Genomic DNA, 26142 nt, shown 5'->3' on the forward strand with positions numbered 1-26142 from the left:
AAATCAGGGCAAGGAGGCGGGATGCCTCCCCGTTACGTTCAGCCTATTACCATTTGCCGACACTCATACCGCCGTCGACCGGCAACACCACGCCCGTGGTGAACCCGGCGTTGGCCAGGTAAAGCACAGCGTCGGCAATGTCGCTGACGCGGCCGATGTGTCCGGCCGGCTGCAGGCCGTTGAGGAAGTCGAAGCTGGCCGGATCGTGCATCGGCGTCTCGATGATGCCGGGAGCCACCGCGTTAACCTGGATGTTGTGCGACGACAGCTCCAGCGCCAGGGCGCGGGTGACCTGGTTGAGGCCCCCCTTGATCAGCACCGGCAGGGCGGCGGGCACGGCGATGTTGGGTTGCAGCGCCACGGCAGCGGTGATGTTGATGATGTGACCCTGGCGCCGCTCGATCATGTGCGCGGCGGCGGCCTGGGAGGCGTAGACCACGCCCTTGAGGTTGGTCTCCAGCATGCCTTGGATGTCTTCCGGGCCGTATTCGATGAAGGGTTTGGGCAGGAAGAAGCCAGCGTTGTTGACCAACACGTCGACCTGGCCGAAGGCGTCGATGCTGGCCTGAATCAGGCGGCGGGCGGTCTCAGGCTTGGCGATGTCGCCGGCCACGCCGATGAAGGCGGGGCTGTCCAGTTGTGCCTTGGCCTCGGCGAGGCGTCCGGCGGAGCGGGCATTGCCGACCACATTGAAGCCACTGGCGAGGAAAGCCTTGGCCAGGCCGAAGCCGATGCCGCTGGAGGCGCCGGTGATCACTACCGTTTTGCTGTTGCTCATGTCATTTCTCCCAATCAGGTGGCGCCGAAGTGCGCCGTTGGGAGGACTATATTTTTGCTTCAGATAAGGATAAATATGGCAGCGAGAACTTCAGTTGATACATGGTGTAATCAATGCAGCGGCATTTCGACGACGTCCTACTCGGCAGCATCGAGCTGTTCTGTCTGGCGGCGGAGCTGGGCAGTTTCACCGCGGCCGGTCTCGCGGCGGGCGTGACGCCGGCAGCGGTCAGTCGCTCGATCAGCCGCCTGGAAGAGCGCTTGGGCTCCAGACTGTTCGTCCGTACCACCCGCAGCATCCGCCTGACCGAGGGCGGGCGAGGCTACTACGAACAGTGTCGTCAGGCGCTGACCCAGCTGGTGGAGGCCGAGCGGGTGGTGACCGGTCAGCAGCAGGAGCCTTCGGGCACACTGCGCATCAGCCTGCCCACGACCTACGGGCACCACCGCATCCTGCCGCTGCTGCCCGAGTTTCGCCGGTGCTACCCGAAGGTGCAAGTCGACATCCACCTGGGCAACCGCAACATCGACTTTGTCGGCGAGGGCTACGACCTGGCCATCCGCGTGCGTGCACAGCCGGATTCGACCCTGATCGCCCGGCCGCTGGAAGACGCCCGGCTGGTGGTGGTGGCCACTCCAGATTATTTGGAACACGCGGGCGAGCCGCAGAGCCTTGAAGAACTGGCGCGGCATGACTGCATCCAGTTCGAACTGCCCAGTAGCGGTCGGCGCATCGCCTGGCTGTTCGACGAGGAGGGACGCGAGCGGGAAGTCCTCACCGAGGGCGGCTACGTCTGCTCGGACGACGTGCTCGGGGGCGTGACCTTGGCCAAGCACGGCGCGGGACTGTTCCAGACCTACCGCTTCATCGTCGAGCGCGAGCTTGCCGAGGGCTCGCTGGTCGAGGTGCTGCGGCCCTTCGCGGGCCGCTCGCGGCCGTTCACCCTGCTGTATCCCCAAGGCCGACACATGCCGTTGCGCCTGCGAGCCTTCGTCGACTTCATCATGGACAAGCGGCGCCACTGGGCCGCTGGCAGCTGAGGGGACGTATCACTCTGTATCAGTGCCATGGTGGATGCGGCGCCGATGGGCCAGCCTGTAGTTGGCCTTGGACCGATGTGCGGTTTAGCACGTGTCGGCCCAGCACCGGCCGAGCCGGTGGCATGGATGGACTCACGCTGCTACGCGCAAGGGCTAGGTCGCCCAGGTACGGGTCGAGCTGTTGCAAGCACAGTGCCGGCAGGCGTAAAACCCTGAGAAGTGACGCAAAAGTCACGCACATGAAAAAGGCCACTCCTTTCGGAAATGGCCTAAGTCATTGAATATATGGTCGGGACGGAGTGATTCGAACACTCGACCCCTTGCACCCCATGCGTGCAGGATACACCTAAAGCCTTACGGATCAAGGCCTTGAGCGGGCGCTCGCTGCAAACGGTGCCGCACTGTGCCATACCCGATTTCACCATCCCCCGAAAATCTCCCCACGGGCTTCGGCCTGCATCCGGCGTTCTGCCGACCGTTTCCCTTCCTTTATATAGCTACTCACAGCTGGCCGGTTTTCCGGAACCCTTGATCACCTGGTACCCGGCCTGATGGTCAGTCTGGTAATCGCCGAAGAGACCGATAGACCAGGCCTCCTCGTGCTCCATCAGCGCCCATACCCTGCCCGCCTCGGCAAGCTCGAGCATGTCGACTAGGTTCTCCGAATTAACTTCATGCCGGCGGTGAGCGGCATAGGCCATCTCATCGAGCACAGCGGCGCGGCCGTCTGGATCGGTTACCAAGGAAAATTGGTCGTTCAGCTCATCCAACCAAGCTTTCGGTATCCCCTCCATCATTCTGCCCTGCACCACCAGGACTGCGCGTAGAGCACGCCGTCGACCTCCTCCACCCCGTTGATGTTGATCCCGAGCTGGGCCATGCCGTTGACCTTGGCATCGTGCAGCCGCGGGATGATGTCCGGCCCAGGCGACGGGTTGAACACCCAGGCCTGGGTCGATACCCGGCCCAGCGGCTCACTGTGGTGGTCGCCGATGTGGATGTCGGCTCGGATGGGTGTGATCTTGCCGAGCTGATTCGTAGGGATGGCCACGCCATTCACGCGCCGGCGAACGAGGAGGAAGTACATAGGGCACCAATACTGTATGGATAAACAGTATCGTATAGGCAGGATCGGTCGCGGGCAATTGCCGGTCAGCGGATCAGTGAAGAGGTGGCAGATCCTTTCCTCTGGCCTTGGTGATGACGCGGAGCTGGTAATCGGACACCACCTGGAACAGCGACTCGGCCAGTAGGCGCAACCGCTCAATCTCTTCCGCCAGCGCGCCGCGATCCTGGGCCTGGTGATACTCCCGCAGGGCGTCGACAGCCTGCTGAATCAGCGGCTCGCCGGCCTCAACCATTCCTATTAAGGTGCGCTTGTCCAAAATGCGATGCCCTGTCCAGTTGATGGCCTGAGTATAGGACCGGATCTGCTGGTGACTCTAAGGCATCGGACTGATATTATCTCGCCACGCTAACTTTCCTCTCATAGGGACCAAGATAGCCAGAAGCCCCGGACGCCAGCATCCGGGGCTTCGTTTTTTCTGCAGGTCATCTACGGCCCCTTCATCCGTTCAACCACAGCCTCGCATGCCAGGCCGGCTATTCGGCTTCTCTCAAGCGCTGCTGCGCAGCTGCCCGCCATTCGGTCAGACTCTTCAAGCAATCCCCCGAGCACCACGACGGCAGAGGTTCCTGCCTGGCGCTGCTGGGTAGCGATGGCACCGCAGGTTGCTGCTCGGCCGGCGCGCAGTCGTTCGATTTCCCCGCGCAGCCCGCCAGCAGCAGACTCAGCATCAGCTGCGCGGCTTTCGGCCAGTTCCAGTTTCTGTCGTGCACTCTCTCCCTCCTCGTCCGCCAGGGCTTGGCGGCGCTGTTCTTCGGTTCTGGCCTGGGCGGCGGCGCGACGGTCGCGCTCGGACACCTCAAGTCGGTAATCGGCCAAGGCCTTTTCGGACCTGGCTGTCTCCGCACGGGCATCCGCCGCCACGCCCTCAGCAACCACGACCCGGTACTGCTGGCCGCCGGCGACCAGCGCCAAGGCGATCAGCCACCAGCACCAGCCCGGTACAGCGGCCAACCAGTTCATGCCAGCGCCCGCCGCACGCCTTCATCAATGATTGCAGCCGAATACGGATTGCCGCCGTTCTCATGCATGATGATGCCCACGACAGCCTCACGCAGCACGGCGCGCTTGGAGATGTCGATGGAGTCGCGCACGCCCACGCCGAGGCGCTTGGCGATGGCCTGCGCATAGGCCAAGGTGTTGTTCTCGCTGGACGGCGCCCAGCGGTTGATGAATTCCAGTGGGGTGTCGATGCCAGGTCGACCCACGCCGGGCATGCCATCCTTGCCGCGGTAGTTGAGCAGTAGCTTGGCCAAGGCCCGGATGCCGTTCTCGGCTTGGTCAAAGCGGGCGAAGCGCGGGCTGGCCACGCCCACCTCCAAGCCAAGCTGGCCCTGCCACGCATTACGGGGGTTGAAATCTATGTTGCCAGGGTTGTTGTTGCGGACGCCGCGTGGTGTGGACATGGTTTCTCCAGGCACAAAAAAATCCCGTGCAGGGCGGGTAATTGAGATTGCGCAGCAGGAGAAATCCCGCCACGATCAGATCATGTGCAGCTTCAAGGCCTTTCTTTTGTTCTCCTATATTCGCGTAGAGCCGAGCGGAGCGGTCCGGATTTCCTTAACCCAAAAAACAGTACCGCTGCGATCAAAATAGAAAACCCCAAAATAACTAACGCCAGATAAATGAAAATGAAGTCCATGCTTAATATCTCATTAGAAGCAGCCAACACAATTCATACTTCAGCTTCCCTGATCGCAATAACCTGCGCATTGATTGCCTCCATCGCCGGTGTGGTAACCTATATGGCATCAACAGTCCAGTCTCGATACAACGATCAAGCAATTGCTAACGCAAATAGCGTTAGCGCACAAGCCCGCAACGCCGCAGCGCAAGCGGAGTTGAAGACGGAAGAAATCACCAAAGCAAACCTAGAGCTATCGATAAAGCTCGAAACAGAAAAGCTTAAGCGCTTAAAGATAGAAGAGAACTTGACGCCTAGGACCTTCTCCACACAGGTGGCAAAAGCTTTCACCTCAAACCTGAAAGGACTGGATGGCAAGCCAGTTATAATAATCAATATTGCAAAATCAGAAGACGAGGTTACTCGACTCGCAGGTAGTCTGTCGGCTATTTTGAAAGACGCCGGCGTACACGTTGTAGTAACGAAAGTACATGTGATTTCAACGGGGAGCAACACCGGCATCAAAGCTATGCTTTATGACGGCTTTGGAAATAAACAAATTGAGTTGGCGATCAAAGAATCAGGTATCACATCTAAAATCTCACGCTATTATCCAAAGCCGAACCGCCTCCCTCCAAGATTCGACACCTCTCAAGTTGCTGCGGAAATATCAATTTTTACCAAAGACCTTGTAATGACAGCCAGCCCGTAACGTTGATTTTATATTTGTACTGGAGTCACCTTGCAATCGATAACCTGCGGAAACGCCCGCGCATGGCGGGGTGACCATCTCATTAACCGCTCTAGGCGGTCTGGTACTGTCCGGTGATCTTCAGACGGTTACGCCCAAGGCTGCCATATGCTTGCGCCAGGAGTCAGCGACGAGCGCCAGCTCGGAGTCGGTCAGGGCGACTGAGTAGATCGCCACCCCCGCGATATCAACCTCAGCCGCGAAGCCGGTGGTGCCGCTGCCAATCCGCATCTTGTTCGAGGACAGGACGCGGGGGGTGGCCTGCAAGCGATCGGCCTTTGCGTTTCTGGTGGAGTTGATGATCGAGTCAGTGCCCGAAGGGCCTACCCGCAGCGTGCGAATGGCCCAGCTGGTAGGCGTTTCACCTGCCAGGGACACGGTGTAGTTGGAAAAACCGCCCGCCCCGTTGTCCTTGGAACTGCCGCCGCCAGTGGCGTCAGGCAGCACATGGTAGATGGCGGAGCCATAGACCTGGCCGGTGTAACCCGGGGTCATGGATTCGCCGCGATGGTTGCCGGCGTAGAACGGTGTGTTGGCGTCGCCGGTGCTGCTTGCCCCGGCCGGGATAGCGTTGACAGCCTTGCCCACCACCACAATGGTCAACTGATCGGTCTCGGAAATCTGGGTCTGGATGTAGTTGGCCAGCCCCTTGAAGCGACCGTGGGTCGGATAAGCAACCGGGTTGCCCACAATGATCCCGTTCTCTTTGCCGATCGCCCGGTTGATGTTGAAACGCGCCGCGTCGGTGTTGAAGGTGAACCAGGCTTCAAGGCCGCGGGTCACTGGCGGGATCACCTTCGAATACCAAGGTGCGGTCACGTCATTAGCGATGATTCGAGTACCCATGGAATTTCCTTAACTTAGAGTGCGTTGATGGCAGCGCCCGCCACATAGGCAGCAAGGGCCTTGTAGAGCGCCGCGCGGGAAGATGCGATCGGATGGATGGGGTCTTGCCAGTCGCCGTGGGTGACTCCGTTTTCGTCGGCGTTGGCGGTCTGTATGAAATAGCCTGATTCGGGGTCGCTCATCGCCCACAGCGGAGCCAGGTACAGCTTGGAATCGGCGCGCGCTTTCACTGCTGCCTGAATCGAGCGGATCATCGGCAGGTAGTGGCTTGTCCAGAGGATGTTGCGATCCTCGTTGATTGCTGTGCCTGGCAGGCAGCGGATGATCTTGCAGTCTGGCCAGGCCGTTCTGATCTGCGACAGCATGATCGTGTCGTTGGCCAGAACATCGGCCTGAATAGTCGACGCCAACCTGTCTCGGGCATCGTTCGTGCCGGGCATAACCACCACCACGTCAGGTGTGGCCAGTGAGAACCTGGACTGGTAGTAGGCCGGGTCGAAAATGTTGCCATTGCGGATGAACGAGGCCGGATCAGATCCTGAAGCAGAGCGAAGGAAAGGATTGATGCTGGCCTTCTGTGCTTTCGTCATGGCCATGTAGCTCGCCTCACCACCTGGCGCCACGACCGACACGCGATCGGTGACGGCGTTGGTGAAGTCGCCAGTCTCCCACCCCTCTCGGCACTCGCCCAGCTCACCCGTGTCATCGTTGGAGTTGGTCGGGTTGCCTGACCCTGGGAATGTGCCGATGAACGTCGGTGCGTAGCCATGTGCCTCCAGGAACTGGCGAAGCAGCTTTCCACCGTATCGGTTGCCGATACTGTCGCCGATCAGCAGTACCTTGATAGGAACAGGGGTGGACTGTGTTGGAACGTTTCGCACGGCCAGAGTGATGAATCGGTGGCTGGTAGCATCCGCCTTGTTCCTGAACTGCAAGACCGCATCAGAACCGAATTGCCCATACGAGACAGGAATCTTCCGCCCCGTCTCCACCGCCTCGTTGACGGCACTAGAGACAGTGGCAACCGCCCCCTCGAAGCGTGACCGCCTGGCCAGCATGTTCTGCGGGTATAGATAGACCGGCTCACTGCCAAACGTCGCGATCAGCGGCGAGAACAGAATGCCGCTCTTGAAGGGTGACGCATCGACAGGATCGGCCTCTCGCGAGCTCAGATCGACCAGGACGCCGCCGGCGGTGTCGGTGATGTACACGCCCGGCACCGTGGCCGGCTGAAACTCCGCAGGGCCGAAGATCGCCCGCAGCGCATCCACATACATGATCTGGCCACCATCAGCGGCCGACATCGAGGTGACACCGTCCTCGCTACTGATGATGTCGAATGCGGTCGACCGGAACGCCTTACTGGTAATCCGAGCCAGAACACCGTTCAAGACATCGGTTACCGTCAGATAATCAACTTCACCTCCAGCAGACTGGAAGCCAGCAATCAGACTGCTGACGGCCTTGATGGCCTCGGCGTTTGGATAGGTATCGACCAGTTCTGCAGCCCCACCAACGTTCCGGTAGACGTTCACATATTCGTCTTGGGCGCTGGAGACAACGCTGAAGTTGGTGCCGTCTGAAGTCCCGGCCAGGCCTTCTGCGACAGAAACATAAGGCATCGCACCGCCCAGCAGTGTGGCCAGGTTGGTCATCACCATGGCATTGGTCGGGCGCATCACGCCTCCACCAACGTCCATCATCTTCACTTCGGGCGACAGCAGTAGCTCGTTCGTCGTCCCGACAATCCGGTCCAGCTCCTGAATGGTCTGTTGGCCGCTCATCAAATCTTCCTCAATAAAAAGCCCGCACTGGGCGGGCTTGGTAACTGCTGCGGCGTCATGCCGGCGGGAACTGGTCGTCGTAGGTGTAAACGCGGGCGTCGTAGGGCATGCCCTTCATCGCCGTGTTGCCGTTGGCTGGGTCAGAACTGGTGACCAGCACCGGGTAGGCCCAGCGGGTGGCCGGGCCGAACAGGATGTGCGGCGGCTCCAGCGACGAATCAAAGACAGGCGTGAAGTCGAGAGCATCGACACGCACCGTGTACTGATCCACCTGCGTGGCAGTCCATGGCCCAGATAGCGTGCCGTCCAGCTTGCGCACACCGATCCGGTGCTCGCCGCCGGCGCTGAAGTCCAGCGGCTCCGATGAGGTCAGCAGCGTTCCCGATCCCGTCACCTCGAAGTCCAGCAGGATCGCGCTCTGGCAACGCTTTGGCGCGTCATCCGCAACGGCCGCGAAGCTCAGGTAGCCGCTGTTGCTGCCGTCCATCTCGGTTTCCCAGGTGTAGATGTCGGTCCTGAACTTCTGATGGCCACGCCGGCGCATACCAATCCGCCAGGCCCTGGTCCTGTCGCTGATGCCGGGCATCTTGATCTTTTCGACCTTGGTGCCAAGGTCGCCTGGCCACCGGCACTCGACCGTTTCCCACGCCCAGGTGGTGCGCGAAAAGAACTCCACATCCACGCCGTCGAAGTCGTTGATCGACGGCATGGCGCCGCTGATCTTGAGCATCTTGGTCATGTTCTGTGGCGAGTAGGTCTGCGTTTTCGGGCCGTAGGTCACGTCGAACGCGGCCCTGGCACTGTCCCGGACAGGACGCAGCAGGCCACGGAAGGTCACCAGCTCACCAAAGCCGCACGCCAGGGCGTTGTTGATCATGTCCTTGACGGTGATCGTCGACTCCAGCGTCTCGTCGTAGGTGTCCCCCCGGGCTACGCAGATGTTGTGGAACGCCTGCCACTCCGGCAGATCCAGATCGTCGTCCGTGTACCCGCGCTGCTTCAGCTGGTAAATGCACCAGGGCACGATGTCGCGGCTTGGCCCGGTACCGCCCTCCATCAGCGGCAGAATGCGGGTTGCCTCGGCGCTGACCTGGCTCTCGGACTGCGCAGAAAGCCGGTCACCGCCACGGATGTTGCAGGTCATCACCGTCAGGCCGGGGTAGCTGGTGGGCGAGTTCTGCATCCGCCCGCGCAGATCCGTCCAAGTGGCGTCATCCCGCGCTTCATCATTGATACGGCCAGGCCGGTCCACATACTGCTTGCGGATACGGGCCTCGGCCCGCATTGCATACGGCAGCGACACGCGTTCGGTGAAGCCTTGGGCATCGAGAGAGCCGCCCACGTTCATGTACTGGAGCTGCGTCCAGGCACCGGCCACGTCCATGTCGCGGTACTCGAACACGTAGTAGGTCGGGATCTCGTAAATCTGCCCTTCCCGGCCGATACCGGCCAGGCCATTGGCGTAGGTGACAGTCCACTCTAGCTGGGTGACCTTCTCGTTTTCCGGGCAGCAGGCGAATGGCCCACGGTAGCCGCCCTGCAGGTTCGAAGCGTCCAGCGTGATGAGGCCGTTCACGGTCTGCATGGCGTTGAAGCCGGGCCAGCCCGCGTCAGTCAACCCGGATGAGGTCAGGCGCTCAACCTCGAGCAAGCTCGTGCTGAACGCCGTGATCCGGTACCGCAGCCCGCGCGGGCCGATGGTGGCCAGCCCCTGACCCAGTGCCAGACCTACCACAGGCGACCCACCGTCATAGTCCAGCGTCATTTCCGCTGGCTGCTCGGGAATGGCGCTGGTCGTTGCCATGCCGGTCACGCCGACGGGCGACGAGCCCAGGATGGTCGATGCGCCGGTGGCCGTGATGGCCTGGCCGGCGAACGGCGTTAGCTCAACGAACCGCACCATACCGCTGCTCTGCTGCGCCTGGAATGGCGTCCCGCTGAGCTGGGTATTCAGTGCAGATACCAGGCCCGCGAGATCGGTTGTGGCGGTGTTCAGCGTCACTGGGTAGGTGGACGCGCCCCGTACCAGGCTAAAGCTCAGTGACGTGACGTCGAAGTCATACCGGCTCGGTGCGGCTGAGCCAGTGAGCGTAGAAGCGGTTCCAGGGTTGGCCGGCACTGCTGGGCTGTATGGTGTGTAGCTATGCACGACGTACAAGCCAGCATTCGCCCCGGCCACCTCGATGAGCATCCCAGCCGTGGGATTCAGCATTTCCAGCGGGCCACGGATGATGTCGCGACCTGCACCACCGTCGATCACCGTGTAGGTATACGGCGCAAGCACACGGACGATGATGCCGTTCGACCAGTCGGCCGGGAACTGGCCAGAGCCGGACGGCACGCTGATCGTATCGCCGACGAACTGGTAGGCCGAAGCCGTGGCCGACCTGGTGAGGTCGGTGGCCATGGTCAGTTCCAGGCCGGCCGAGCCGCTGGAGCTTGCCCCTACCTCAGGAACGTTGAACCAGTTGATGTGGGCTGGGTCGCCCGACAGATCAGCGCCTGGCGGGTAAATCGTGAAGGTTGCGTCGGATCCCAAGGAGATCAGCGGGGTTTCGCCAACCTTGACCTTGGCCAGCGGTACGTCGTACTCGCCTTCGCCGATGTACAGCAGCATTTCCACGCGCTGGTCACGCGGGGCGACATGCGCCCGGCGGGGCTGGGTCAGGTACGACGGATAAACCCGCTGATGGCCGGCGATCTGGCGCACTGGCTCTCCCAGCTTGACCTTGTTGCCCTTGGCGCTGGCCTCGGTCAGGGGGTCGCCCTGCTGAGTACCTGCGCTGGATGGCATGCCGGGCATCTTGGGCATGATCGACTTCAGCACCGCCTTGGCGCCTTTGAACAGCGCGAAGGTGATGGAGAACGGATCCGTACCTTTGGGCTCGCGGTAGATCTGCAGCAGGTCGGCAGGCTTGAACTTCACCTTATGCCACAGGTGCTGCTCGATCAGCTCATCATTGAGCACAACACTGATTGGCGGGCTTTCTCGGCGCTCGTAGGACGGGGCCAGGGACTTCAGCCACTCCTCGATCGACATTCGGCGGTCTGTCTTCCAGGTGCCGAGGGGCGCCGTGTTGCTCAGCTTATTCGGGAAAAATTCGATCACGGTAGTACACCACCTTCGGGTGAGCGGCTTCGAACTCGCCAGTTGTTCGGAGGCAGGCGCCGCCGGGGTTTGTGTCCAGCACCTTCAATCTGCCCTCGCTTTCCACTACCACGCCTACGTGCAGACACAGCGAGCCGCGGAACACGGCGGCGATCGCTCCGGGCTCGGGCTGGCACTCCTCCATGCCCTGGCGCAGGTCGTGATAGGCCTCGGTGTTGGCCTTGAGCTTGTTCTTGCCCACGGCGCCCAGGCTGGGCAGCAGCGGCAGGCCGAACACCTCATGGCGCACGGCGATGCACAGACCCCAGCAATCGAAGGCAATAGGACCCCGTGCACCCTCGCGATACGGGGCGCGTATGAATTTCTCGATCATGGTTAGAGGTACTTGAGGCCAGGTGCCAGGGTGGTGGTCAGCACGGTGCGCAGACCGTTGGTGTTGAGCAGGTCGAAGAAGCCGGCGGTGAGCTTGGCCACGTCGTCTTCGTACTCCCGGCTGAGCAGCGTCATGCGGTACCGCTCTTGCGGGAACGTCAGGTCTTCGACCAGGTAGCGCCGAAAGGTGATGATGAAGCGGTCATCGGCTGCCTTGGCTTCCTCAACGACCTCCTGCACCTCGCCCGTGACGTTGTCCAGGCCCAGCACCAGGTTCTGGAACGCGCTGTTGTCGTTCTTGGGCAGGGCCAGGTCCATGGCCATTGCGACGAAGGTCAGCGTGCGGCCGTCCTCGGTGGCGCACACCCGGTCTTCCCAGCCCGAGCAGTAGCAGTGCGAGACCGTGCCGCCCTCCTTCCGCGCCTCGATCGTATCCACCAGCTCCCCGCGCCCCGAGGCATAGCACTCTTCTATCAGGCTCATCCGAAGTAATCCGTATGCCATTTCTCAAGGATGGATTGCAGGCCGGCGTTGAACTGGTCTAGCGGCATGCCCAGGTAGGCGCCGAGGTACTGGTCCTCGGTGTAGACCGGCCGTTTCTTGAACTCCAAGCGAGCAGAGAACCGCCAGCGCTTGATCTGAGCCAGTTCACCGCCGGTATACATACCTTTGAAGTGCACCAGGTGCACCTGCATACCCAGCGGGGTCTGAAGTGGCATCTCGAACCACTCGACGCCAAGGTTCAGAGCCCAGGTATGCCAACCCTCGAACAGCGCAGCCTCTTCCTGGCTGAAGTTGAATGTGAACTGAGCGGAGGTCGGAGGATTGCTGGTTACCCGTCGATACCGAGACCGGCCGGTGACCATCGGCGTAGCCCGCATCGGGTCGACCGTGCTCAGGCCATACCCCTCCTGCAGAGGAAGTGGCAATTCTGCCGGGTATTGAATCATTGCCATTCCTCGTTGAGGCGTACCTTAGATAGCAATGTGCTGGCTATCTGTCCTATGCTCGACCCCCTCCGCTTCCCGGGCGTGAGGGCCCAGCAAGGGAGGTGGGGTTTCTAGGTAAATAAGGAGCTAGACATGATCGGACGACACAATGTCGCCAGAGACGAACTGGAGCGGTTCAAGTCGCACTTGAATGATTACGCCAACACCCCAGTCACTGATGAGATGAGCAAGGCGCACCTGAATGCGGCCCTTGGTCGGCTTGGATCGACCATAAACATCATCCTGATGGACTTGCAGCAGCTGAACGAGGAGAGCCCGGCTAACCGAAAGTCTGAGTGACAGGATGGCCAGGCGTTAGGCTAATGCTCGGCGCCTGGCTACCAGGGCTACATCGTCGCGTACATCACTAGTTGGCTGCGCAGATTTCCTTGCGCGGATCAGAACCATGTCTTCGCCAGGAACCTTGATCTCCTCCTCATGCGTGTCGAGCGAGCCCAAGGTCCATGCATTCTTGAATGCCGAGGCCCATTCGCCGCCATCGCGCTTAACCTGAACCTCCACCTCTGAAGTCGCAGGGCGAATCGCCCCATCGCGCGTGATTGTCGCCAAGCCGCACTGAAAGCACACGCCAAGCTCAAAATCAGCTAGGTCGACCAGTTCACCGAGGGTGATCTCGATCCAATCTTCATCCAAGAGGAATGACTTAGCCCGGCCAGCCGGGAATTTGGATTCTGCAACTGCTTGTTGTTCCATGTGAATCTCCTGATTTGTTGGTTAGCCGCCTGGGCGCCTCCACCCATAAGCACCTTCCCCGGCATCCACTACGTTGCCGTAACCTGAAGCGAGCTGCCCAGCGACCTCTTGAACAGCTCGGTCAGTTGCCTCCCGGATGACAAACTCAAGGTCTCCGTTAGGCATGCGTCGTTGCTCCACCTGCGCAGTGGTGTGGTTCTGGATGTAGATGTTCTGCTGAATGCCGGATGCCCCGGACGAACCTGGCTGCGTCGAAACAACCGAACCGCCACCACCAGCCACCGATACCCGCTCATTCGAGTTGATCGCCTCCAGCAGCGCCCGGTTACGCTTGGTCGCCGCGGCGTTCACCACGAACTCGCCATCGCTCAGCCTGGCCATGATGCTGTCGGAGGTTCCGGTTCCGGCCCCTGAGACGTAGCCACCGGTGGCGAAGCCCGGGATCACAGCCAGGCTGGATGCCAGAGCAGTGGTCGAGGTCAGCGCTGCAGCCGCGGGCACGGAGTTGGCGCCCAGCGTTGCAAGAGAAGCCATCGCCGCCGCCGGTGCCCAGGCCGTGGCCGTGGTGCCCGCCAGGATCATGCTCTGGCTCGCCGCAGCCGTGCCCAGCGTGGCATTCAGCGCCGCATTCAGCGCCATCTGCACGCCCATCTTCACGAAGCCCGCGAGGATGTCGCGCACCACGTTACCGGCGATGTCACCCAGGTTGCTGAACGACAACTGCCCATCCATTATCGCGTCGGTGATGTCGGTGGAGATGTTGTTGAACGCGCTGGAGAAGATGTACTCCGTCTGCCCGGCGATGTCGCGCGCCTGGTTGCCGAAGTTCTGCACCGCCGCCGTCCACCCGTTGATCGGGTTGAGCATGGCCTGGTCCATCTGCGCCCAGCCGGCCTGCATCGCTGCAAGCTGCTGGGGCAGGAACTCGTTGATGGCGTCGATCTGACCTTGGAGTGCCTGGCGCTGCTTCTCGTCCGTGGCGTTGGCCAGTTCGGTTTGCAGTTGGAGCAGGCGATCGTTGGTCTGCATCTCCAGGTTCAGCCGCTGCTGCATGCGCGAGGTCTGCAGGTCGCCCATTCCGACACTGGCGGCATCAAGCTGGTACTGAGCCTGCTCGTTGACCAACTGGCGCTGCAGCTGGGCGCGGTACTGCTCCACGGCGGTCAGGCCCTGGGCACCCTTGAGTGCTGCTGCGTAGTTGATCGAAGCCTGGGCCAGCGCCTTGCTGTATTCCTCCTGCGTGATCTTGCCCTTGGTCAGGGCCAGGTCGAGCTGGCCCTGCTCCTTGGTGAGTGCCCGTACGGCCTGGGCTGCAGGGTCGTACTGGCCGTAAAGTCGAGCGAAGGTGTTCTCCGCCTCAGCCACGCCGCGGTTGACGTTCTTCGGCGCGTTCTTCTTCGCCTCGCGGGTTTTGATGTCCGCGATTTCCTGCTCGATGTTCTTCCGGGCAGTGGCGTACTTGGCCTCTTCTGCAGCAGTGAAGACTCCAGCAGCAACAGCCTTGGCCTTTGCCTTGTCGAGGTCTGTTAGATCTTTATTCAGGCGCTGCGTTTGTGTCAGCGCACTCTTGTAGGAGGAATCCAGCGCTTCCAGACCCTTGCGGCCTTCCTCCTGGATGCGGCGCCGCTTCTCCTCCTCTTCCAATGTCTTTCGGTTGAGGTCGAGAATCTCTTTTTTCTGAGCGATCTCTTTTTCAATCTCGGCTATTCGCGACCTGGTGGTGTCATCTTCGTAGCCTGTATCAAGAAGACTTGTGCGGTAGGCAAGCTCTTGCTGGAGTCGAGTAATAGCCGACTGCTCGCTCTCAGCGCTATTGCGGCCGATGCTGGCAAAGGCGTCAAGGACCTCATTTGTCGCGTCCTTGATATTGAGCCATCCTCGCTCAATCACGCCAAGGTTTTCGCGGATCTTGGAGGTGCGCTGACCCATTGCCTCGGCGTAGGTGCGCTCCGCCAAGTCGGCAGCAGCCACGGCTTTACCCTGATCCGACAGGGCCTTGATTTGGGCATACACCGATGCGGTCAGGAATCGGTATTTCTCGTCCAGTTCGACAATGCCCGCGACCGGATCCTTGCCGAGCTTGATGAACTCGGCGACCGTTTCTTCTATGGCCTTGCCGGTGACTCGCTGCATCTCGACGGCTGTGGTCGTGATCAGCTTAAAATTCCCGGTTGTGTTCTCGCCGGCGGCGGTCAATTGCGCCAACGCTCCGGCAGCCTGACCGAACGTCCCCGTTACCTGGTCGGCCGACTCCGCCAAGCTGATCAATTGCGCCTCGGACGCCTTGGAGAAGTTGCCTGTCAGAATCAGGCTGTTTCGAAGGGCATCCGATTGCTCGGAGCCCTTGTAGTAGGCCAGGGCCAGAGCGCCGGCGGCGGCAGCAGCAACGGTGAATGGATTCACCAAGCCAAGGATGTACCCGCCAAGCGCCTGGGCTGCAGGGCCGACACCGCCGAACATATCCTTGAGCTGGCCGCCCTGTTGCAGTAGCACAGTCAGCGGAGCCTGCCCGCTCTGGAGGCTCACAGCGATGTCGGTGAACTGAGCCGGAACGCCGCGCAGGGCAGCCTGGTAGGCCTTGGCCGACATGCCAGCCTTATTCATGCCTTCGGCAGTTTCACCAAGGGCATCTCGCATCGTGTTTATGCGCTGTGTGTACTCGACGAACGTGTCGCTCTCGACGATTCCGGCCTTTTTGAACTTGGCCAGCTTTTCCTGCATGTCGTCAAGACGACCGAGCGCTGCAACCGTTGGGTTGATCTGACCAAGCAGCTGGGAAAGCTCCTTGCGTTGATCGTCAAGGCTGGAAGAAACGCCATCAGCAGATGCCGCAGCCGCGTCACCTGCGCGCGTCATGTCATTGAGCGAACCAGTCAGGTCATCCGCATTGCGCTTGGCGCCCCGCGAGTCGATTGTTACCGCCAGGCGGGATTCCTGCGCCATACCTTTCTCCGGAGGTTAAAAAACCCGCCGGAGCGGGTTCTGTTATTTCATTGGCTCGATGATGTTTTTGTAGCACTCGGCGTAAGCCGCGTTTCTGAAGTCAGACACGAGCTTTTTCTTGCCGGCAGAACTGCTCGCGACCGGCGCGGTGTACGCCTTCACCACCATGGCGTCAGAGAATTTGCTTTGGTCGCCTACGGATGACATGGCGTCCTCGAGCAAATCGCCGTCCTGGCGCGCCTCCATTGCTTTACCCGCCATGGCAGATATTTTCTTGCAGGTCTCTTCGCCGCTTGCGGCAAGCGCTGGTACAGGCAGGCAGACAAGGGCGGCGATCAATAGCGTTCGATTCATGGCTTCCTCCATAAAGATGGCCAGAATCTACCACAGCCATTCCAGGCCCGGCGCCAACAGACAAGCGAAGTCAGCCCCCATCTGGTCTACCCTTACCGCTGCCAACCACTCACGCGAAGGGTGCCAAGATGCCCGAAGATGAGAACCAGAGGTTCGCCGAGGCGCTGGAGCACTGGGCGGAGGTCGTGGACGAGATCCGCGCCCGGGAGCGCGCCCAGGAGATAGCCCAGGCCGAGGAGCTTGAAAAGCTGCATATCTGGCGAGCTTTCCATGCCAGCGCCATGGGGAAGCATCACGCCGGAAAGCGCCGGAAATGAAGCGGATGCAAAAAGCCCAGCGCGGGGCTGGGCTTTCGAATTAGTCGCTCATCTCGCAATCACGATGCTCAAGGCCGCCTTTCAGAAGATCAACCACGGACCATGCACCGCCGTTGTAAATCAGGTCGTCGTACGCCATGCATGACTGACGATAATGGCCGTTCAGCACCTCAAGCACGTTGCAGATTGCGTCCAGGCCAGCCTTTATTTTCTGCCGGCTCGCAGGCGGCAGGGGGTTAGCAACCTTGTCTTGAATATGCACTAGATCATTGTGAGCGATCCGCTTATTACGATGAGCCCTTGTAAACTCAGCGTCGACCAATGCCTTGGAGATCGCGCTTTCAACTTGCGCTTTTACACCTGGATCAGTGACTAGATCAGGAATCGCCCGGATGGATAGGGTTTTCTTGCCAGCACTAACAGGTGGATCCGTGAGTCTTGAAATACCCAACATCACCCCATCCCAAAGCTGGGCCTGGACGATGCCGAAGAACGTGGGTGCCGACTGGTTCAGAATCCGGACGGTTTCGGGATCTACGCCAAAGAGCGCCTCGTATTGCTTCCACAACAGAAGAATGTCAAGCAGGTGATCGTTGAGGTCGCAGTACATCGCCCCAAGATCCGACCCCATATCCTTGATGCACAGGTTCCGCTTTTCATCCGCTCCGATCATTGTCGATGCTCCATACCTCTTCTAGAAGTAGCGGAGCCTGCCACATTACCAAAAACTCCTCCAGCCTGGCCGTACCAATTGACTACCGCTTGTTCGGCGCGGCTTTGCCCTGCTCTTTTTCCTGCTGCTCAGCCCACCGCCGGCGGAACTCGTCGTCCAAGGCGAAGATAGCGGCATCGAACTCTTCGCGGCATATCACCGAGGGGTAGCGGTCGAGATACTCGGCGATCGCGGACGGTGCGATCGGCGCCGGAGCGCCCATCATGCCGACGTACTGCCGGGACCGGCCGATATGCCCGTAGGCCTCAAGGATCTCGGCGACCACGTCGTCAATCTCCGGCGGTTCCTGCGCCGCCAGCCCGAGGCGCTCATGCTTCCAACGCTTCTTTTCGTTGTCAGGCCCGGCCCAGTCCCTACCCCAGCGATATGCCGCTACTGCTTTTCCGCAGTGGCCTGGGCCTGCTCCTCGATGCGCTTGGCAATGTCCAGGCCGGTGCGCAGGGCCAGGAAGTAGATGCTGGGCATCTGCTCGATCAGCGCCTTGCACAGCTGCGGGGTGTACTTGGCCGGCTCGCCCGGGCGCTCTTCGAGGTCGATACCCTGCCAATCCTTGATCAGGTGCTTGGTGGCCAGGTCGATGAACAGATCGTCGTCGGTTTCGAGCTCAACATCGGGGATGGAGTCGATGGTGAAGCCTGCAGTGCCCACGCCAGCCTGCTGATTCAGCGCGGCAAGGTGTCGGCGGATCACGGCTTGGTGCGACTTGTAGATCGGGTTGGCAATGGATGCGACCAGAATCGCCGCCGTGTCCGGGCCCTGATCGCACTTCACAGCCATGCCGCCCGGGCCGACCTTGAAGTGCACCCAGCGCTCGCCGTTGATATCCAGCTCAGGCTTTCTTGCAATGGTGATGCCCATGGTATTCCTCTGCGGTAAAAGGCCCGACGCACACCGCAGGGCGCGCCGGGCAAAGGGTTAAGCGGTGACGGTGACAGCACAGGTATCGGTCTTGGTGCCGTCTGCGACGCTGGTGGCCGTGATGGTGGCGGTGCCGACTGCCAGGGCGGTGACAAGGCCGGTCTCGCTCACGCTGGCGATGGTCGGGGCGGAACTGGTCCAGGTTACTTGCTGGCTGGCACCGGCCGGGGTGACCACGACTTCGAGGTCGTCGGTATCACCTACTTCCAGGCTCAGAGTGGCCGGAGTGACATCCACCGCAGCCACAACGATCGGTGCCGGCAGGCGGGTGATGGTCGGAGCAACACGGCGCGCGGTGTAGTTCAGTTCCACCTGGATGATGTCGGTCGATCCGCCATCAGGCCAGTCGGCGGTCACTTCCATCTCAGGGATCAGGAAGCGATACCCGCCGTCAGCGTTGCCGATGGTGAATTCCAGGCTGATCGCGTCATTACCCTTCTGGGCCTTCCACAGCTCGTAGGCCATCTTCGACCAGCTGATGGTGATCGCACCGGACGGGGTGAAGGTGGTGGCAATGATGTTGCCCGGGTACGGGTTGCCGTTGCCGATGCAGCGCTGGGTCTGAACCGCGTTGTCGAACTGCAGGTTGAAGCTGTCGACGCAGGCGTTGTCCTCGCCAACCTGGACCCCGTTGATACGCAGGCCGCTGACGTCTTTGAAGCTGAACCGCCGCTGGCTGGACTCGGGCTGGGCGTTGACGATGAACGACGTGTTGTCGCCCTTGTCGTCCCAGGAGCGCGCCGCCATGGTCATGGTGACCGTGACTTCGTTGTCGCCTGGGAAATCGAAGTTCATGTTGGCGACTTGCACGCCGCGGGCAATGGCAGAGACGCCGATGTCGGTTGCGTATGATGCGATCGAGAAGGTGATGCGGTCGTCGCCCATGGTCAGGACGTTGCCGGCCCAGTCCTTGCCGAAGCAGGAGGCCATGAAATCGTCCAGTGCGCCAAAACGCCACTTGGTTTCGATATCGCCGCCCACGTCCACGGTGGTTTGGGCAGTACCCTGAGACATGCGGGTGAAGCCGATTTCGTTGTTCTCTTCCGAGTTGAAGGTAGGCATAAGGCCGTTGCTGATGCGGGTTAGCACCTTCCAATCACCAGCCGGCGTTACGCCTGGCGTCACCTCTTTGATGGAGGCAAGCTGTACTTTTGCACCGCTCGACATGGGGTGTTTCTCCTATGAGTAGGCGTAAAAAAACCGCCATGTGGCGGTGGATGTTGAGGGCTCAGTAGGCCCGGTATGGGATCGACACGTTGACCTGGTACCAGCCATGGCCGTCATCGCCAATCGTCGCAGCCGACGCCGCGTAGCAGTCGAATGGCCCGGTCGGGTCGCTGTAGAACTGGAAGTGCTGCACCAGCGTGTCAGCGGCCTTGGTGATGGCAAGGGTGCCCTTGTAGCTGGGCACGAACAGCTGGACGATGATGATGCCGGTGCGGCGCACGCACGGGCCGATGCCGATCTCCGGTGCGCTGGAAAGCCCTGGCACATCGGCCAGCCTGGCCCAGATCGGCTTGCCGGCCGGGTCGAAGGGCGCGCTGTTGTTCGGGTAGTCAACTGCGCCAGCCGGGATACCGACCCACTGCTGCATGCGCCCTATCACGATGGCGCGGATCTGTTCGAAGGTCATGAGCTGTAGGCCTGGGAAACGCCGTTGAAAGACACCGCATAGACGCCGCCGGGCGCCTGCTTCGAATGGCCGTCCTCCAGCGCGGTGGCGTATGGAAGGTTGTTCTGGATATAGACCTGCGTGTACGGCTCCAGGCCGCTCATCGCGGATAGCCCGCGCTGGATGGTCTCAGACCCCGATGGATCGAGGTTCTCGCTGCTGGCATACACCGGCGCGCCCACACTCACGATGTTGTTGCCGCGGAACCGGCCGGTATCGACCGGCGACCGCAGCACGATTTCATTGAGCATGGCCAGTGCAATGACGCGCACACGCTGCGCCAGGGCCTCTTCGACCAGGCCGGTGAACAGGCTTGGCGGTGTGCTCCATCCCCTGCTCTTGGCCATGGCTACTTCCTCAGCTGCAATCGGTAGGTGGCTGAAGCCGGGTCGGAGCGCACCGACTTGACCAGGTAGGCCACCTGCTTGGACCGGTCCATCAGGTCTGGCGCAGTGATCTTGTGCCCAACATCCGGGGTATCGGTGACCTCGTTGGCAAGCGCGGTGAGGCGCAGGTCGCCGACCAGGATGTTCACGTTGTCGATACGGCTATCTTCGTAGCGGGACAGCACGCCTCGGCCCGTGTACGTCACTGGCTGGGCCGTGGTGGTCTCGCTGACCGGATCCCAGACGCCGGGCCCCATGTAGGTGCCGGTGAACTCGGACACGGCATCAGCCAGGTCATCGTCGAAGGCCTCGGCCAGATCGGCCTGAATGTCGTCGCGTAGGCCCATGCCCTACCCCCTCGACACGCGGAAGGCGAATGGATTGCTGCGCCATGGCGTGAGCAGGGCCAGAGCCAGCTGCACGCACGCCGGCTGTGCGGCCGTGCTGGTCTTGTCGATCGAGCCGAAGGTCTTGCTGGTGGATACCGAGCCAGCCTTGACCGTTTTGGCCTCGAGCGATCCCTCGGTCTGCTGTTGGTACAGCTTGCCCTGGGATGCGCACTTGGCCAGCCGGGCACCAGCCTCCTTCACGTCGTCGGGGATGTCGTCCATGTCGATGCCAACCAGGTTGAGCGCGGTCAGGTAGGCGTTCGCCTCGAATACCGCTTCTTCCTTGTCGGCGTCGGGAGCCCAGGCAGCCCCGAGGATGCTATCCACGTCGGCCACGGTGATGTAGGTAGCCATCCGGCCTCCGCTGAAATGAGAGGGGCCAAGGCCCCGGGATTACTGCTGGCCGAGTTCGGCAACCTGCTTCTGCAGCGACTCTTTAGAGGCGTTGGCGCGGTAGGTAACGTTCGCAGCGTCCAGCTTGGCTTTAAGCTCGGCGACCTCATTGGCCTCTCGAGCTTCTTCGGTCTCGAGCTCACGCTTGGCTGCTTGGGCCAGCAGGTCATCCACTTGCTTCTGCAGCAATCTGGCTTTCTCGGCTTCGCCGTCACGCTCGCGCTGCAAGCTGGCGATGCCGGCATTGACCGCTTCCAGAACCTGGAACAAGCGGCCTGCGGTTTCGCCAAGTTCGCCTTGCGGACGCTCCAGGCTCTGCTCGGCGAACGACTCGACGATCATGCCGATGGAGGCCAGTTCGGCAATCAGACGATCAAGCTCAGCCTGGTCAGGACCTTCGACGATAGCCACACGCTTCGGAGCCTCGACAACCGACACCTCGGCACCGGCCTCCTCATAAGCGGCTGCCACCTTGGGCCACTCGCCAACGATCACGACAGCCTTCACGCCTGGCTCCGGGCGATCGAAGTGCTGAGGGTTACGGTAGCGCTTACCCGGCTCAAAACCAGACGCCTGCGCGGTATAGATTAGTTCCATGGTGATCTCCAAGGCGACCCACGCATGAGTCGCCCAACGTGGTTACGGGGTGCCGAGATCGATCAGGACGCCAGCAGTGGCTTTGTCGCTGGTCGCATACTTCGCCCAGTTGGCGCCCGCGCCGACAGCAGCCAGGTTCGGGTTGATGCCGCCGGTGGCGTCTGCCCAGCTGTAACCCAGCAGGTCCAGGTTGAAGGTGCCCTCGGCACGGAAGCCCATCGCCAAGTTTTCCTGGTTGTCGATGTTGTACGAGCGGAAGCCTGGAGCCTGGGATTCGGTGACGCGAATCGCGCCCGATTGCAGTCCGAAGATGGTTTCGGCTGGGTGAGTGTCGGTAACCAGTACCGGCTTGCCCATGGTGCCCGGCTGGCCGCCGTAGATCACCACGCCCGCTTCTTCGTAGATCTTCTCGCTGATCGCTTGGTCGACCATGTCGAAGTAGGTGGCCGAGTCCATGGTCCACAGCGCGATGCGGCCGAAGCGGTCACCGAACTTGCGCATGCCCTTGGTCAGCACCTTCTTGCCGTCAGTGGCAAAGCTCCCGGTAGCCACCATGTTGGCGTTCGCGCCGATAGAGGCCTTGAGGGCGGCCATCGCGTACTGGATGTAGCCTTCCAGCACTGCGTCAGCGTAGTCCTGACCAACCAGCTCGGAGAACTCTTCAGGCGAGCGAGCACGGCGCTTGAAGGCCTCTTCGGTGGTCTCGTACGGGCCGTACTTGAACGGAACCTTCACGCCGACCATCTCGCCAGCACCGATCTTGGAGCCGGTCACGGTAGCGCTGGAGTTCACGTCGCGGTGACCGATCGCGCCGCCGATCTTGTAGAAGGCCCGCTTGCGCAGGTCACCTTCGATAAGCTCGTTGTTCAGCACGATTGCGCCATTCGACGAGGCGTTGAAGACATCGATCACGTCCTGGATGCGCTCCAGGTAGGCGGTTTGGGCAAGATCGTTGTAAACGATCATGTCCGAGTTGACGGTGGTCGCCATGTGTTACTCCCTATTTGGGCAATTTGAGGTAGGCGCTCTGCCCGTGCGCTTCAATGAACTCGCGCTTCTGAGTAGAGGACATTTCGGAACGTTTCAGCGCGGCCCCGCCGCCACCTTTTGCACCGCCGGCCCCGCCGCCAGATGCTTTACTGCCAACAATCAACGGGCCAAAGGCCGGATCGTTGGTAAATTCTGCTTTCAGCTCGTCCAGCGTTGCCGCCGAGAGCTTGCCGGCGGCGTCCAGCACCACAACGGTTGGTTTACCGTCGCGCTGCTCGACGCTCAGCCGGCGTTCGATGTGGGGAAGCAATGCCTTGGCGCTGCCTGGAACAGCCAGGGTGGTCGCGATCTCGGTAGCGGTGCGCCCCACGGTCAGATCCCGGATCTGGCCTTGCAGGGTGCTGTTGGTGCTTTCGAGTTGGCTGGTCAGCTCTGCCTCGCGGCGGGCGTACTTCTCGGACCAAGACTTTTCGAGCTCTTCGACGTTGCCCGACTTGCGAGCAGCCTCCTCGGCCTCGGCGCGTGCCTTGTCTTCGGCCTCGCGACGGGCCTTCTCGGCGGCCTTCTTCTCGCCCAGTAGCTCTTCCACTTTGGCCTTCAGCCCGGTGACGTCCTCCTGCTGCGGCAGGCCCTCAATGCCGAGGACAAACTTGCCCTCCTTCTCGACGTACAGGGCTGCTACCGATTCTTCGACGCCTTCGAGGCTGTCCAGTTGGAATTTCAAGGTCATTGCTGTCTCCCAGAGACGTTGAGCAGGCCCTGCCTGCGGATACAAAAAAGCCCCGGCTCAGCCAGGGCTTGGAACTGCGCGCCACGAAATCGAGGCGCTGTGTTTTGTGGCGCGGATCAGTTCAGGCCAGCCCGCTCGAAAGCCTCAGGCTCGCGCTCGCGCAGCTGTTGAAGATTCAGCGTTTTGCCGTTGGCATCCGTGAATCGCTCAATAGGCAATTCGCCTTTCTTGAACAGGGCATACCGGGAGGGCCCAAGCACCTCCTTCTGGAAGCCCGCAGACTGTCGCGCCAGCCATTCGGGGTAGCTGGTGTCGCTAGCCACAGGCTTCGTGCCGTCAGGCCCGACCGATGGCCGCGTTGAGCCAGGGATCTTCCGCTCGTACTCAGGCTTCAGCACGGGGATGACGGTGGTCCGACAGTTCCAGTGGTACGGCGGCCTTGGTCCGTCGAGCGGGATAACCGTCCGGTCAATGCTCATGCAATAGAGCGATGTCCTGGAGTCCAACGTGGCGATGCGGCGCATGCCCAGCAGAATGTCGTCGTTCGCCTTCAGGGTTTCGACCCTGGCGGTGCTGGCGATGTGGTTTGTGGCCGTCCTGACAAGGGCCGACGCCTGATCACGCTGCACCTGGTGCAGGCTGTTGAGGCGCCGGGCGATTGCCGGGGTGGTTTCGCCAAGCGCAGAGCCGATCTTGATCTCGCTGAGGATGTCGGCAGCCTTCTTGGTACCGAACTCGTCCAGCGCGCCGCTGATGCTGATCTTCTGGACGCCCTTGCGAGCCTCCAATGCCATCGGATCGAGCTTGGCCGCCGAAGTGACGATCTGCGGAGAAGGCGTGTTGAGCTGCACCCTCGGCTTCACCACCTGCTCCAGCAGGTCGATGTTGTACTTGGCCTCCACCCCGGCAAAGGACTGAAGCTCAAGCTCCATTTGGCCTTTCATCCCGGTGTAGATCCCGGCCAAGTCCTTCTGCAGAACCCGGATCTGCTGCTCGTAGCGCCTGGTGCCGTATGCGCTCAGGCCTTCAGCCACCCTACTCTTGGCAACAACGATGGCCTGAGCGATGAATACCGCGATCTCTTCGGCGTTGTGCGCCGCGTAGAGCTGGACGTAGATGGCGTGCCGGGTGGCCTCATCCTCCAGATATCCGTCAGCGCTCATTTACTCCTCCGTCTCGACCGTGACCCCGCCACTTACCGGAGCCTCGGTCTCGCGCTCCAGGTCAATCTTCTCGTCAGTGCGGTCAGCCTCAATCACGCCCCCCTGGCGCAGATTGGTGCGCAAGTCGGACTTCGCGATCAGGCCCTGCTGCCACAGCTGGACCTGGGCGAGAATGTCCTGGGCGGTCATCGTCTCGTCGAAGAACGATTGGTTGAGCCAGAAGACCGTACCTTCCTCATCAGGCTCGCCCAGCATGAAGCGCTCGGCGTCGAGGATGGCCCGTTTCAGGGCCTCAGAGACGTTGCCGGCGATGGTGCCCAACACGCTGTTGTCCGAGCTGTAGCGGATGCGCACGGCCTCTGCAGTCTCAGCGCCGCCGGCCTTCTGGACGATGCGGGCGCCGATCATCAGCATCTGCTCTTCCTTGTCCTTCATCAGCGTACGAGCCAGTTGGCTCTCCGTTGCCTGGACAAGCTTTGCGTCACCGGACTTGCCGAGGTTGTAGCCCCGGGTCGATCCGATGTGCATGCCGTTCGGGTTCACCTTGGCGAACTCGTCGGCGCTGATATCGGTGGTGATGAACAGCGTGGGCTGGCTGCTGATGAACCCGCTCTCTTCCACCGTGGCGCTGTTGCCGTAGTGCAGGATGTTCACGTCGGCCAGGTCTTCAAGTGGCGACTTGTCGACACTGGCGTCGTTGTTCTGCGAGCCGTAGAAACTGAACAGAATGTGATCGAAGGGGCGGCCATTCTTGTCGAGCGGCGCGACTTCGCTATAGGTGTTGCCGTCCTCGGCGTAAACACGCTGCACATAGCGGCCATCAACCAGCAGCAACACGCGGTATTGGGTGCTCGTTGTGCGCTCCAGGCTGTCCGGACTGAACGTAGACACGCATTCCAGCAGGCAGACATAGACCAGTCGCTTCACGCCATCGACCACCTGCTCATCCCAGTCGATGATCGACTCGGCGCCATAGTGATGGATCAGCGCGCTGCGCCCCTGCATGTCGGCCATGGAGGACACGCCCTCAACCGCAGGGAAGTCCACGAGGAACCCACCCCGGCCTGCGTCAAGGCACTCGCCCACGGCATCCTTGGACAGCTGCTCCAGGCTCGTGCCGTCGCCGCTAGCGTTCTCTTTGAGGTATTCGACCCCGGCGGGCAACTCCAGCTCTGCAGTCTTGCGAAACACCGCACCCAGCAGGCCGGTACGCGTGCGCCCGGTGATGTTTAGGAACATCGCCCGCTTCTTGTACTGCTTGTACCGCGCCTGGTTCTCAGGAGACTTATTCTCCGGGTCCGGCATCGGCAGGTAGATATCGTGCTTGCGCACCTCTCGGGCGCCCGCCACGCAGCGCTTGACCAGCTGCCAGCCGGGCAAGGCCTCCGAGTACTCTGCCCGGGGTAGGAAATTAGGCATGGATG

General features: G+C 61.2%; 32 protein-coding genes. 4 read left to right on the top strand and 28 right to left on the bottom strand.

Features of this window, described 5'->3' with window-relative positions:
• Positions 1 to 46: 46 nt before the first annotated feature.
• A complete protein-coding gene (locus N5D53_RS01970; RefSeq protein ID WP_190869125.1) occupies positions 47 to 778 on the bottom strand; it encodes an SDR family NAD(P)-dependent oxidoreductase in 732 nt (243 codons plus the stop codon).
• 113 nt (positions 779 to 891) lie between these two features.
• Between N5D53_RS01970 and N5D53_RS01975 the strand changes: the two genes are divergently transcribed.
• Entirely contained in the window at positions 892 to 1818 is a 927-nt protein-coding gene (locus N5D53_RS01975; RefSeq protein ID WP_190869124.1) for a LysR family transcriptional regulator, read from the top strand.
• 497 nt (positions 1819 to 2315) lie between these two features.
• Here N5D53_RS01975 and N5D53_RS01980 read toward each other — a convergent pair whose 3' ends face one another.
• The 5 genes from N5D53_RS01980 to N5D53_RS02000 all read right to left on the bottom strand — a co-directional run bounded on the left by N5D53_RS01980 (position 2316) and on the right by N5D53_RS02000 (position 4350).
• On the bottom strand, positions 2316 to 2615 hold the full coding sequence (locus N5D53_RS01980) for a hypothetical protein (protein WP_279839507.1): 300 nt from the start codon (positions 2613 to 2615) through the stop codon (positions 2316 to 2318).
• Entirely contained in the window at positions 2612 to 2905 is a 294-nt protein-coding gene (locus tag N5D53_RS01985; RefSeq protein WP_012052974.1) for a hypothetical protein, read from the bottom strand. Before N5D53_RS01985 ends, N5D53_RS01980 begins: the two co-directional genes overlap by 4 nt.
• Positions 2906 to 2978: 73 nt before the next feature.
• Positions 2979 to 3203, bottom strand: coding sequence for a hypothetical protein (locus N5D53_RS01990; protein WP_279839510.1), 225 nt, complete (start codon positions 3201 to 3203; stop codon positions 2979 to 2981).
• A gap of 170 nt (positions 3204 to 3373) precedes the next feature.
• Positions 3374 to 3907, bottom strand: a complete 534-nt coding sequence (locus N5D53_RS01995) for a DUF2514 family protein (RefSeq protein WP_279839513.1) — start codon at positions 3905 to 3907, stop codon at positions 3374 to 3376.
• Positions 3904 to 4350 carry a structural protein P5 gene (locus N5D53_RS02000; protein WP_279839515.1) on the bottom strand — a complete coding sequence of 149 codons (447 nt, stop codon included), beginning with the start codon at positions 4348 to 4350 and terminating at the stop codon, positions 3904 to 3906. Before N5D53_RS02000 ends, N5D53_RS01995 begins: the two co-directional genes overlap by 4 nt.
• Before the next feature lie 219 nt (positions 4351 to 4569).
• Here N5D53_RS02000 and N5D53_RS02005 point away from each other — a divergent pair, with 219 nt between their 5' ends.
• Positions 4570 to 5280 (top strand): hypothetical protein, encoded by a 711-nt coding sequence (locus tag N5D53_RS02005; RefSeq protein ID WP_279839517.1) that lies wholly within the window; start codon positions 4570 to 4572, stop codon positions 5278 to 5280.
• Between the two features lie 120 nt (positions 5281 to 5400).
• On the opposite strand, the gene N5D53_RS02010 is transcribed toward N5D53_RS02005, so the two are convergent.
• The 6 genes from N5D53_RS02010 to N5D53_RS02035 are packed head-to-tail and all read right to left on the bottom strand — an operon-like array spanning position 5401 to position 12380.
• Positions 5401 to 6165, bottom strand: coding sequence for a hypothetical protein (locus tag N5D53_RS02010; RefSeq protein WP_279839518.1), 765 nt, complete (start codon positions 6163 to 6165; stop codon positions 5401 to 5403).
• A gap of 14 nt (positions 6166 to 6179) precedes the next feature.
• Positions 6180 to 7949 (bottom strand): SGNH/GDSL hydrolase family protein, encoded by a 1770-nt coding sequence (locus N5D53_RS02015; RefSeq protein WP_279839520.1) that lies wholly within the window; start codon positions 7947 to 7949, stop codon positions 6180 to 6182.
• Between the two features lie 55 nt (positions 7950 to 8004).
• Complete coding sequence (locus tag N5D53_RS02020; RefSeq protein ID WP_279839522.1) at positions 8005 to 11058, bottom strand: host specificity factor TipJ family phage tail protein; 3054 nt, start codon at positions 11056 to 11058, stop codon at positions 8005 to 8007.
• Positions 11036 to 11431: a hypothetical protein gene (locus N5D53_RS02025; protein WP_279839524.1), complete on the bottom strand. Its 396-nt coding sequence runs from the start codon at positions 11429 to 11431 to the stop codon at positions 11036 to 11038. Before N5D53_RS02025 ends, N5D53_RS02020 begins: the two co-directional genes overlap by 23 nt.
• A gap of 2 nt (positions 11432 to 11433) precedes the next feature.
• Positions 11434 to 11913 carry a DUF1833 family protein gene (locus N5D53_RS02030; protein ID WP_279839526.1) on the bottom strand — a complete coding sequence of 160 codons (480 nt, stop codon included), beginning with the start codon at positions 11911 to 11913 and terminating at the stop codon, positions 11434 to 11436.
• Positions 11910 to 12380 carry a transposase gene (locus tag N5D53_RS02035; protein WP_279839527.1) on the bottom strand — a complete coding sequence of 157 codons (471 nt, stop codon included), beginning with the start codon at positions 12378 to 12380 and terminating at the stop codon, positions 11910 to 11912. Before N5D53_RS02035 ends, N5D53_RS02030 begins: the two co-directional genes overlap by 4 nt.
• Positions 12381 to 12512: 132 nt before the next feature.
• Here N5D53_RS02035 and N5D53_RS02040 point away from each other — a divergent pair, with 132 nt between their 5' ends.
• Complete coding sequence (locus N5D53_RS02040) at positions 12513 to 12719, top strand: hypothetical protein (protein ID WP_265977884.1); 207 nt, start codon at positions 12513 to 12515, stop codon at positions 12717 to 12719.
• 15 nt (positions 12720 to 12734) lie between these two features.
• On the opposite strand, the gene N5D53_RS02045 is transcribed toward N5D53_RS02040, so the two are convergent.
• Genes N5D53_RS02045 through N5D53_RS02055 form a run of 3 tightly spaced genes read right to left on the bottom strand, consistent with a single transcriptional unit; the run spans position 12735 to position 16430 of the window.
• The gene (locus N5D53_RS02045; protein ID WP_279839531.1) at positions 12735 to 13133 is read right to left on the bottom strand and encodes a hypothetical protein; all 399 of its coding nucleotides are present in this window, start codon (positions 13131 to 13133) and stop codon (positions 12735 to 12737) included.
• 21 nt (positions 13134 to 13154) lie between these two features.
• Positions 13155 to 16076 (bottom strand): phage tail length tape measure family protein, encoded by a 2922-nt coding sequence (locus N5D53_RS02050; protein WP_279839533.1) that lies wholly within the window; start codon positions 16074 to 16076, stop codon positions 13155 to 13157.
• Between the two features lie 42 nt (positions 16077 to 16118).
• Positions 16119 to 16430: a hypothetical protein gene (locus tag N5D53_RS02055; RefSeq protein WP_279839535.1), complete on the bottom strand. Its 312-nt coding sequence runs from the start codon at positions 16428 to 16430 to the stop codon at positions 16119 to 16121.
• 128 nt (positions 16431 to 16558) lie between these two features.
• On the opposite strand from N5D53_RS02055, the gene N5D53_RS02060 reads away from it, so the two are divergent.
• Positions 16559 to 16747 (top strand): hypothetical protein, encoded by a 189-nt coding sequence (locus N5D53_RS02060; RefSeq protein ID WP_279839536.1) that lies wholly within the window; start codon positions 16559 to 16561, stop codon positions 16745 to 16747.
• Positions 16748 to 16787: 40 nt separating this feature from the next.
• On the opposite strand, the gene N5D53_RS02065 is transcribed toward N5D53_RS02060, so the two are convergent.
• From N5D53_RS02065 to N5D53_RS02125, 13 genes are all read right to left on the bottom strand, one after another.
• Positions 16788 to 17420, bottom strand: coding sequence for a hypothetical protein (locus tag N5D53_RS02065; RefSeq protein ID WP_279839538.1), 633 nt, complete (start codon positions 17418 to 17420; stop codon positions 16788 to 16790).
• Between the two features lie 82 nt (positions 17421 to 17502).
• On the bottom strand, positions 17503 to 17745 hold the full coding sequence (locus tag N5D53_RS02070; protein WP_279839539.1) for a hypothetical protein: 243 nt from the start codon (positions 17743 to 17745) through the stop codon (positions 17503 to 17505).
• A gap of 107 nt (positions 17746 to 17852) precedes the next feature.
• Positions 17853 to 18338, bottom strand: coding sequence for a hypothetical protein (locus N5D53_RS02075; protein WP_279839541.1), 486 nt, complete (start codon positions 18336 to 18338; stop codon positions 17853 to 17855).
• A gap of 57 nt (positions 18339 to 18395) precedes the next feature.
• Positions 18396 to 19565 (bottom strand): phage tail tube protein, encoded by a 1170-nt coding sequence (locus N5D53_RS02080; RefSeq protein ID WP_279839542.1) that lies wholly within the window; start codon positions 19563 to 19565, stop codon positions 18396 to 18398.
• Positions 19566 to 19626: 61 nt separating this feature from the next.
• On the bottom strand, positions 19627 to 20031 hold the full coding sequence (locus tag N5D53_RS02085; protein WP_279839544.1) for a phage tail terminator-like protein: 405 nt from the start codon (positions 20029 to 20031) through the stop codon (positions 19627 to 19629).
• Positions 20028 to 20417, bottom strand: a complete 390-nt coding sequence (locus tag N5D53_RS02090) for an HK97 gp10 family phage protein (RefSeq protein ID WP_279839547.1) — start codon at positions 20415 to 20417, stop codon at positions 20028 to 20030. The genes N5D53_RS02085 and N5D53_RS02090 overlap by 4 nt, the downstream gene beginning before the upstream one ends.
• A 2-nt stretch (positions 20418 to 20419) precedes the next feature.
• On the bottom strand, positions 20420 to 20803 hold the full coding sequence (locus tag N5D53_RS02095; RefSeq protein WP_279839549.1) for a glutamate 5-kinase: 384 nt from the start codon (positions 20801 to 20803) through the stop codon (positions 20420 to 20422).
• A gap of 3 nt (positions 20804 to 20806) precedes the next feature.
• Positions 20807 to 21199: a protein singed gene (locus N5D53_RS02100; protein WP_188036180.1), complete on the bottom strand. Its 393-nt coding sequence runs from the start codon at positions 21197 to 21199 to the stop codon at positions 20807 to 20809.
• Positions 21200 to 21238: 39 nt separating this feature from the next.
• Entirely contained in the window at positions 21239 to 21835 is a 597-nt protein-coding gene (locus tag N5D53_RS02105; RefSeq protein WP_274141033.1) for a hypothetical protein, read from the bottom strand.
• A 42-nt stretch (positions 21836 to 21877) separates the two neighbouring features.
• Positions 21878 to 22825 (bottom strand): major capsid protein, encoded by a 948-nt coding sequence (locus N5D53_RS02110; RefSeq protein WP_049273187.1) that lies wholly within the window; start codon positions 22823 to 22825, stop codon positions 21878 to 21880.
• A gap of 10 nt (positions 22826 to 22835) precedes the next feature.
• Positions 22836 to 23555, bottom strand: coding sequence for a hypothetical protein (locus N5D53_RS02115; protein WP_274141035.1), 720 nt, complete (start codon positions 23553 to 23555; stop codon positions 22836 to 22838).
• A gap of 116 nt (positions 23556 to 23671) precedes the next feature.
• The gene (locus tag N5D53_RS02120) at positions 23672 to 24718 is read right to left on the bottom strand and encodes a phage minor head protein (protein ID WP_100774005.1); all 1047 of its coding nucleotides are present in this window, start codon (positions 24716 to 24718) and stop codon (positions 23672 to 23674) included.
• Positions 24719 to 26137, bottom strand: a complete 1419-nt coding sequence (locus tag N5D53_RS02125; RefSeq protein ID WP_279839559.1) for a DUF4055 domain-containing protein — start codon at positions 26135 to 26137, stop codon at positions 24719 to 24721. It abuts the gene before it with no gap.
• Positions 26138 to 26142 lie beyond the last annotated feature (5 nt).

It is taken from the genome of Pseudomonas sp. GD03862 (assembly GCF_029840855.1).
Classification (GTDB): Bacteria; Pseudomonadota; Gammaproteobacteria; order Pseudomonadales; family Pseudomonadaceae; genus Aquipseudomonas; species Aquipseudomonas alloputida.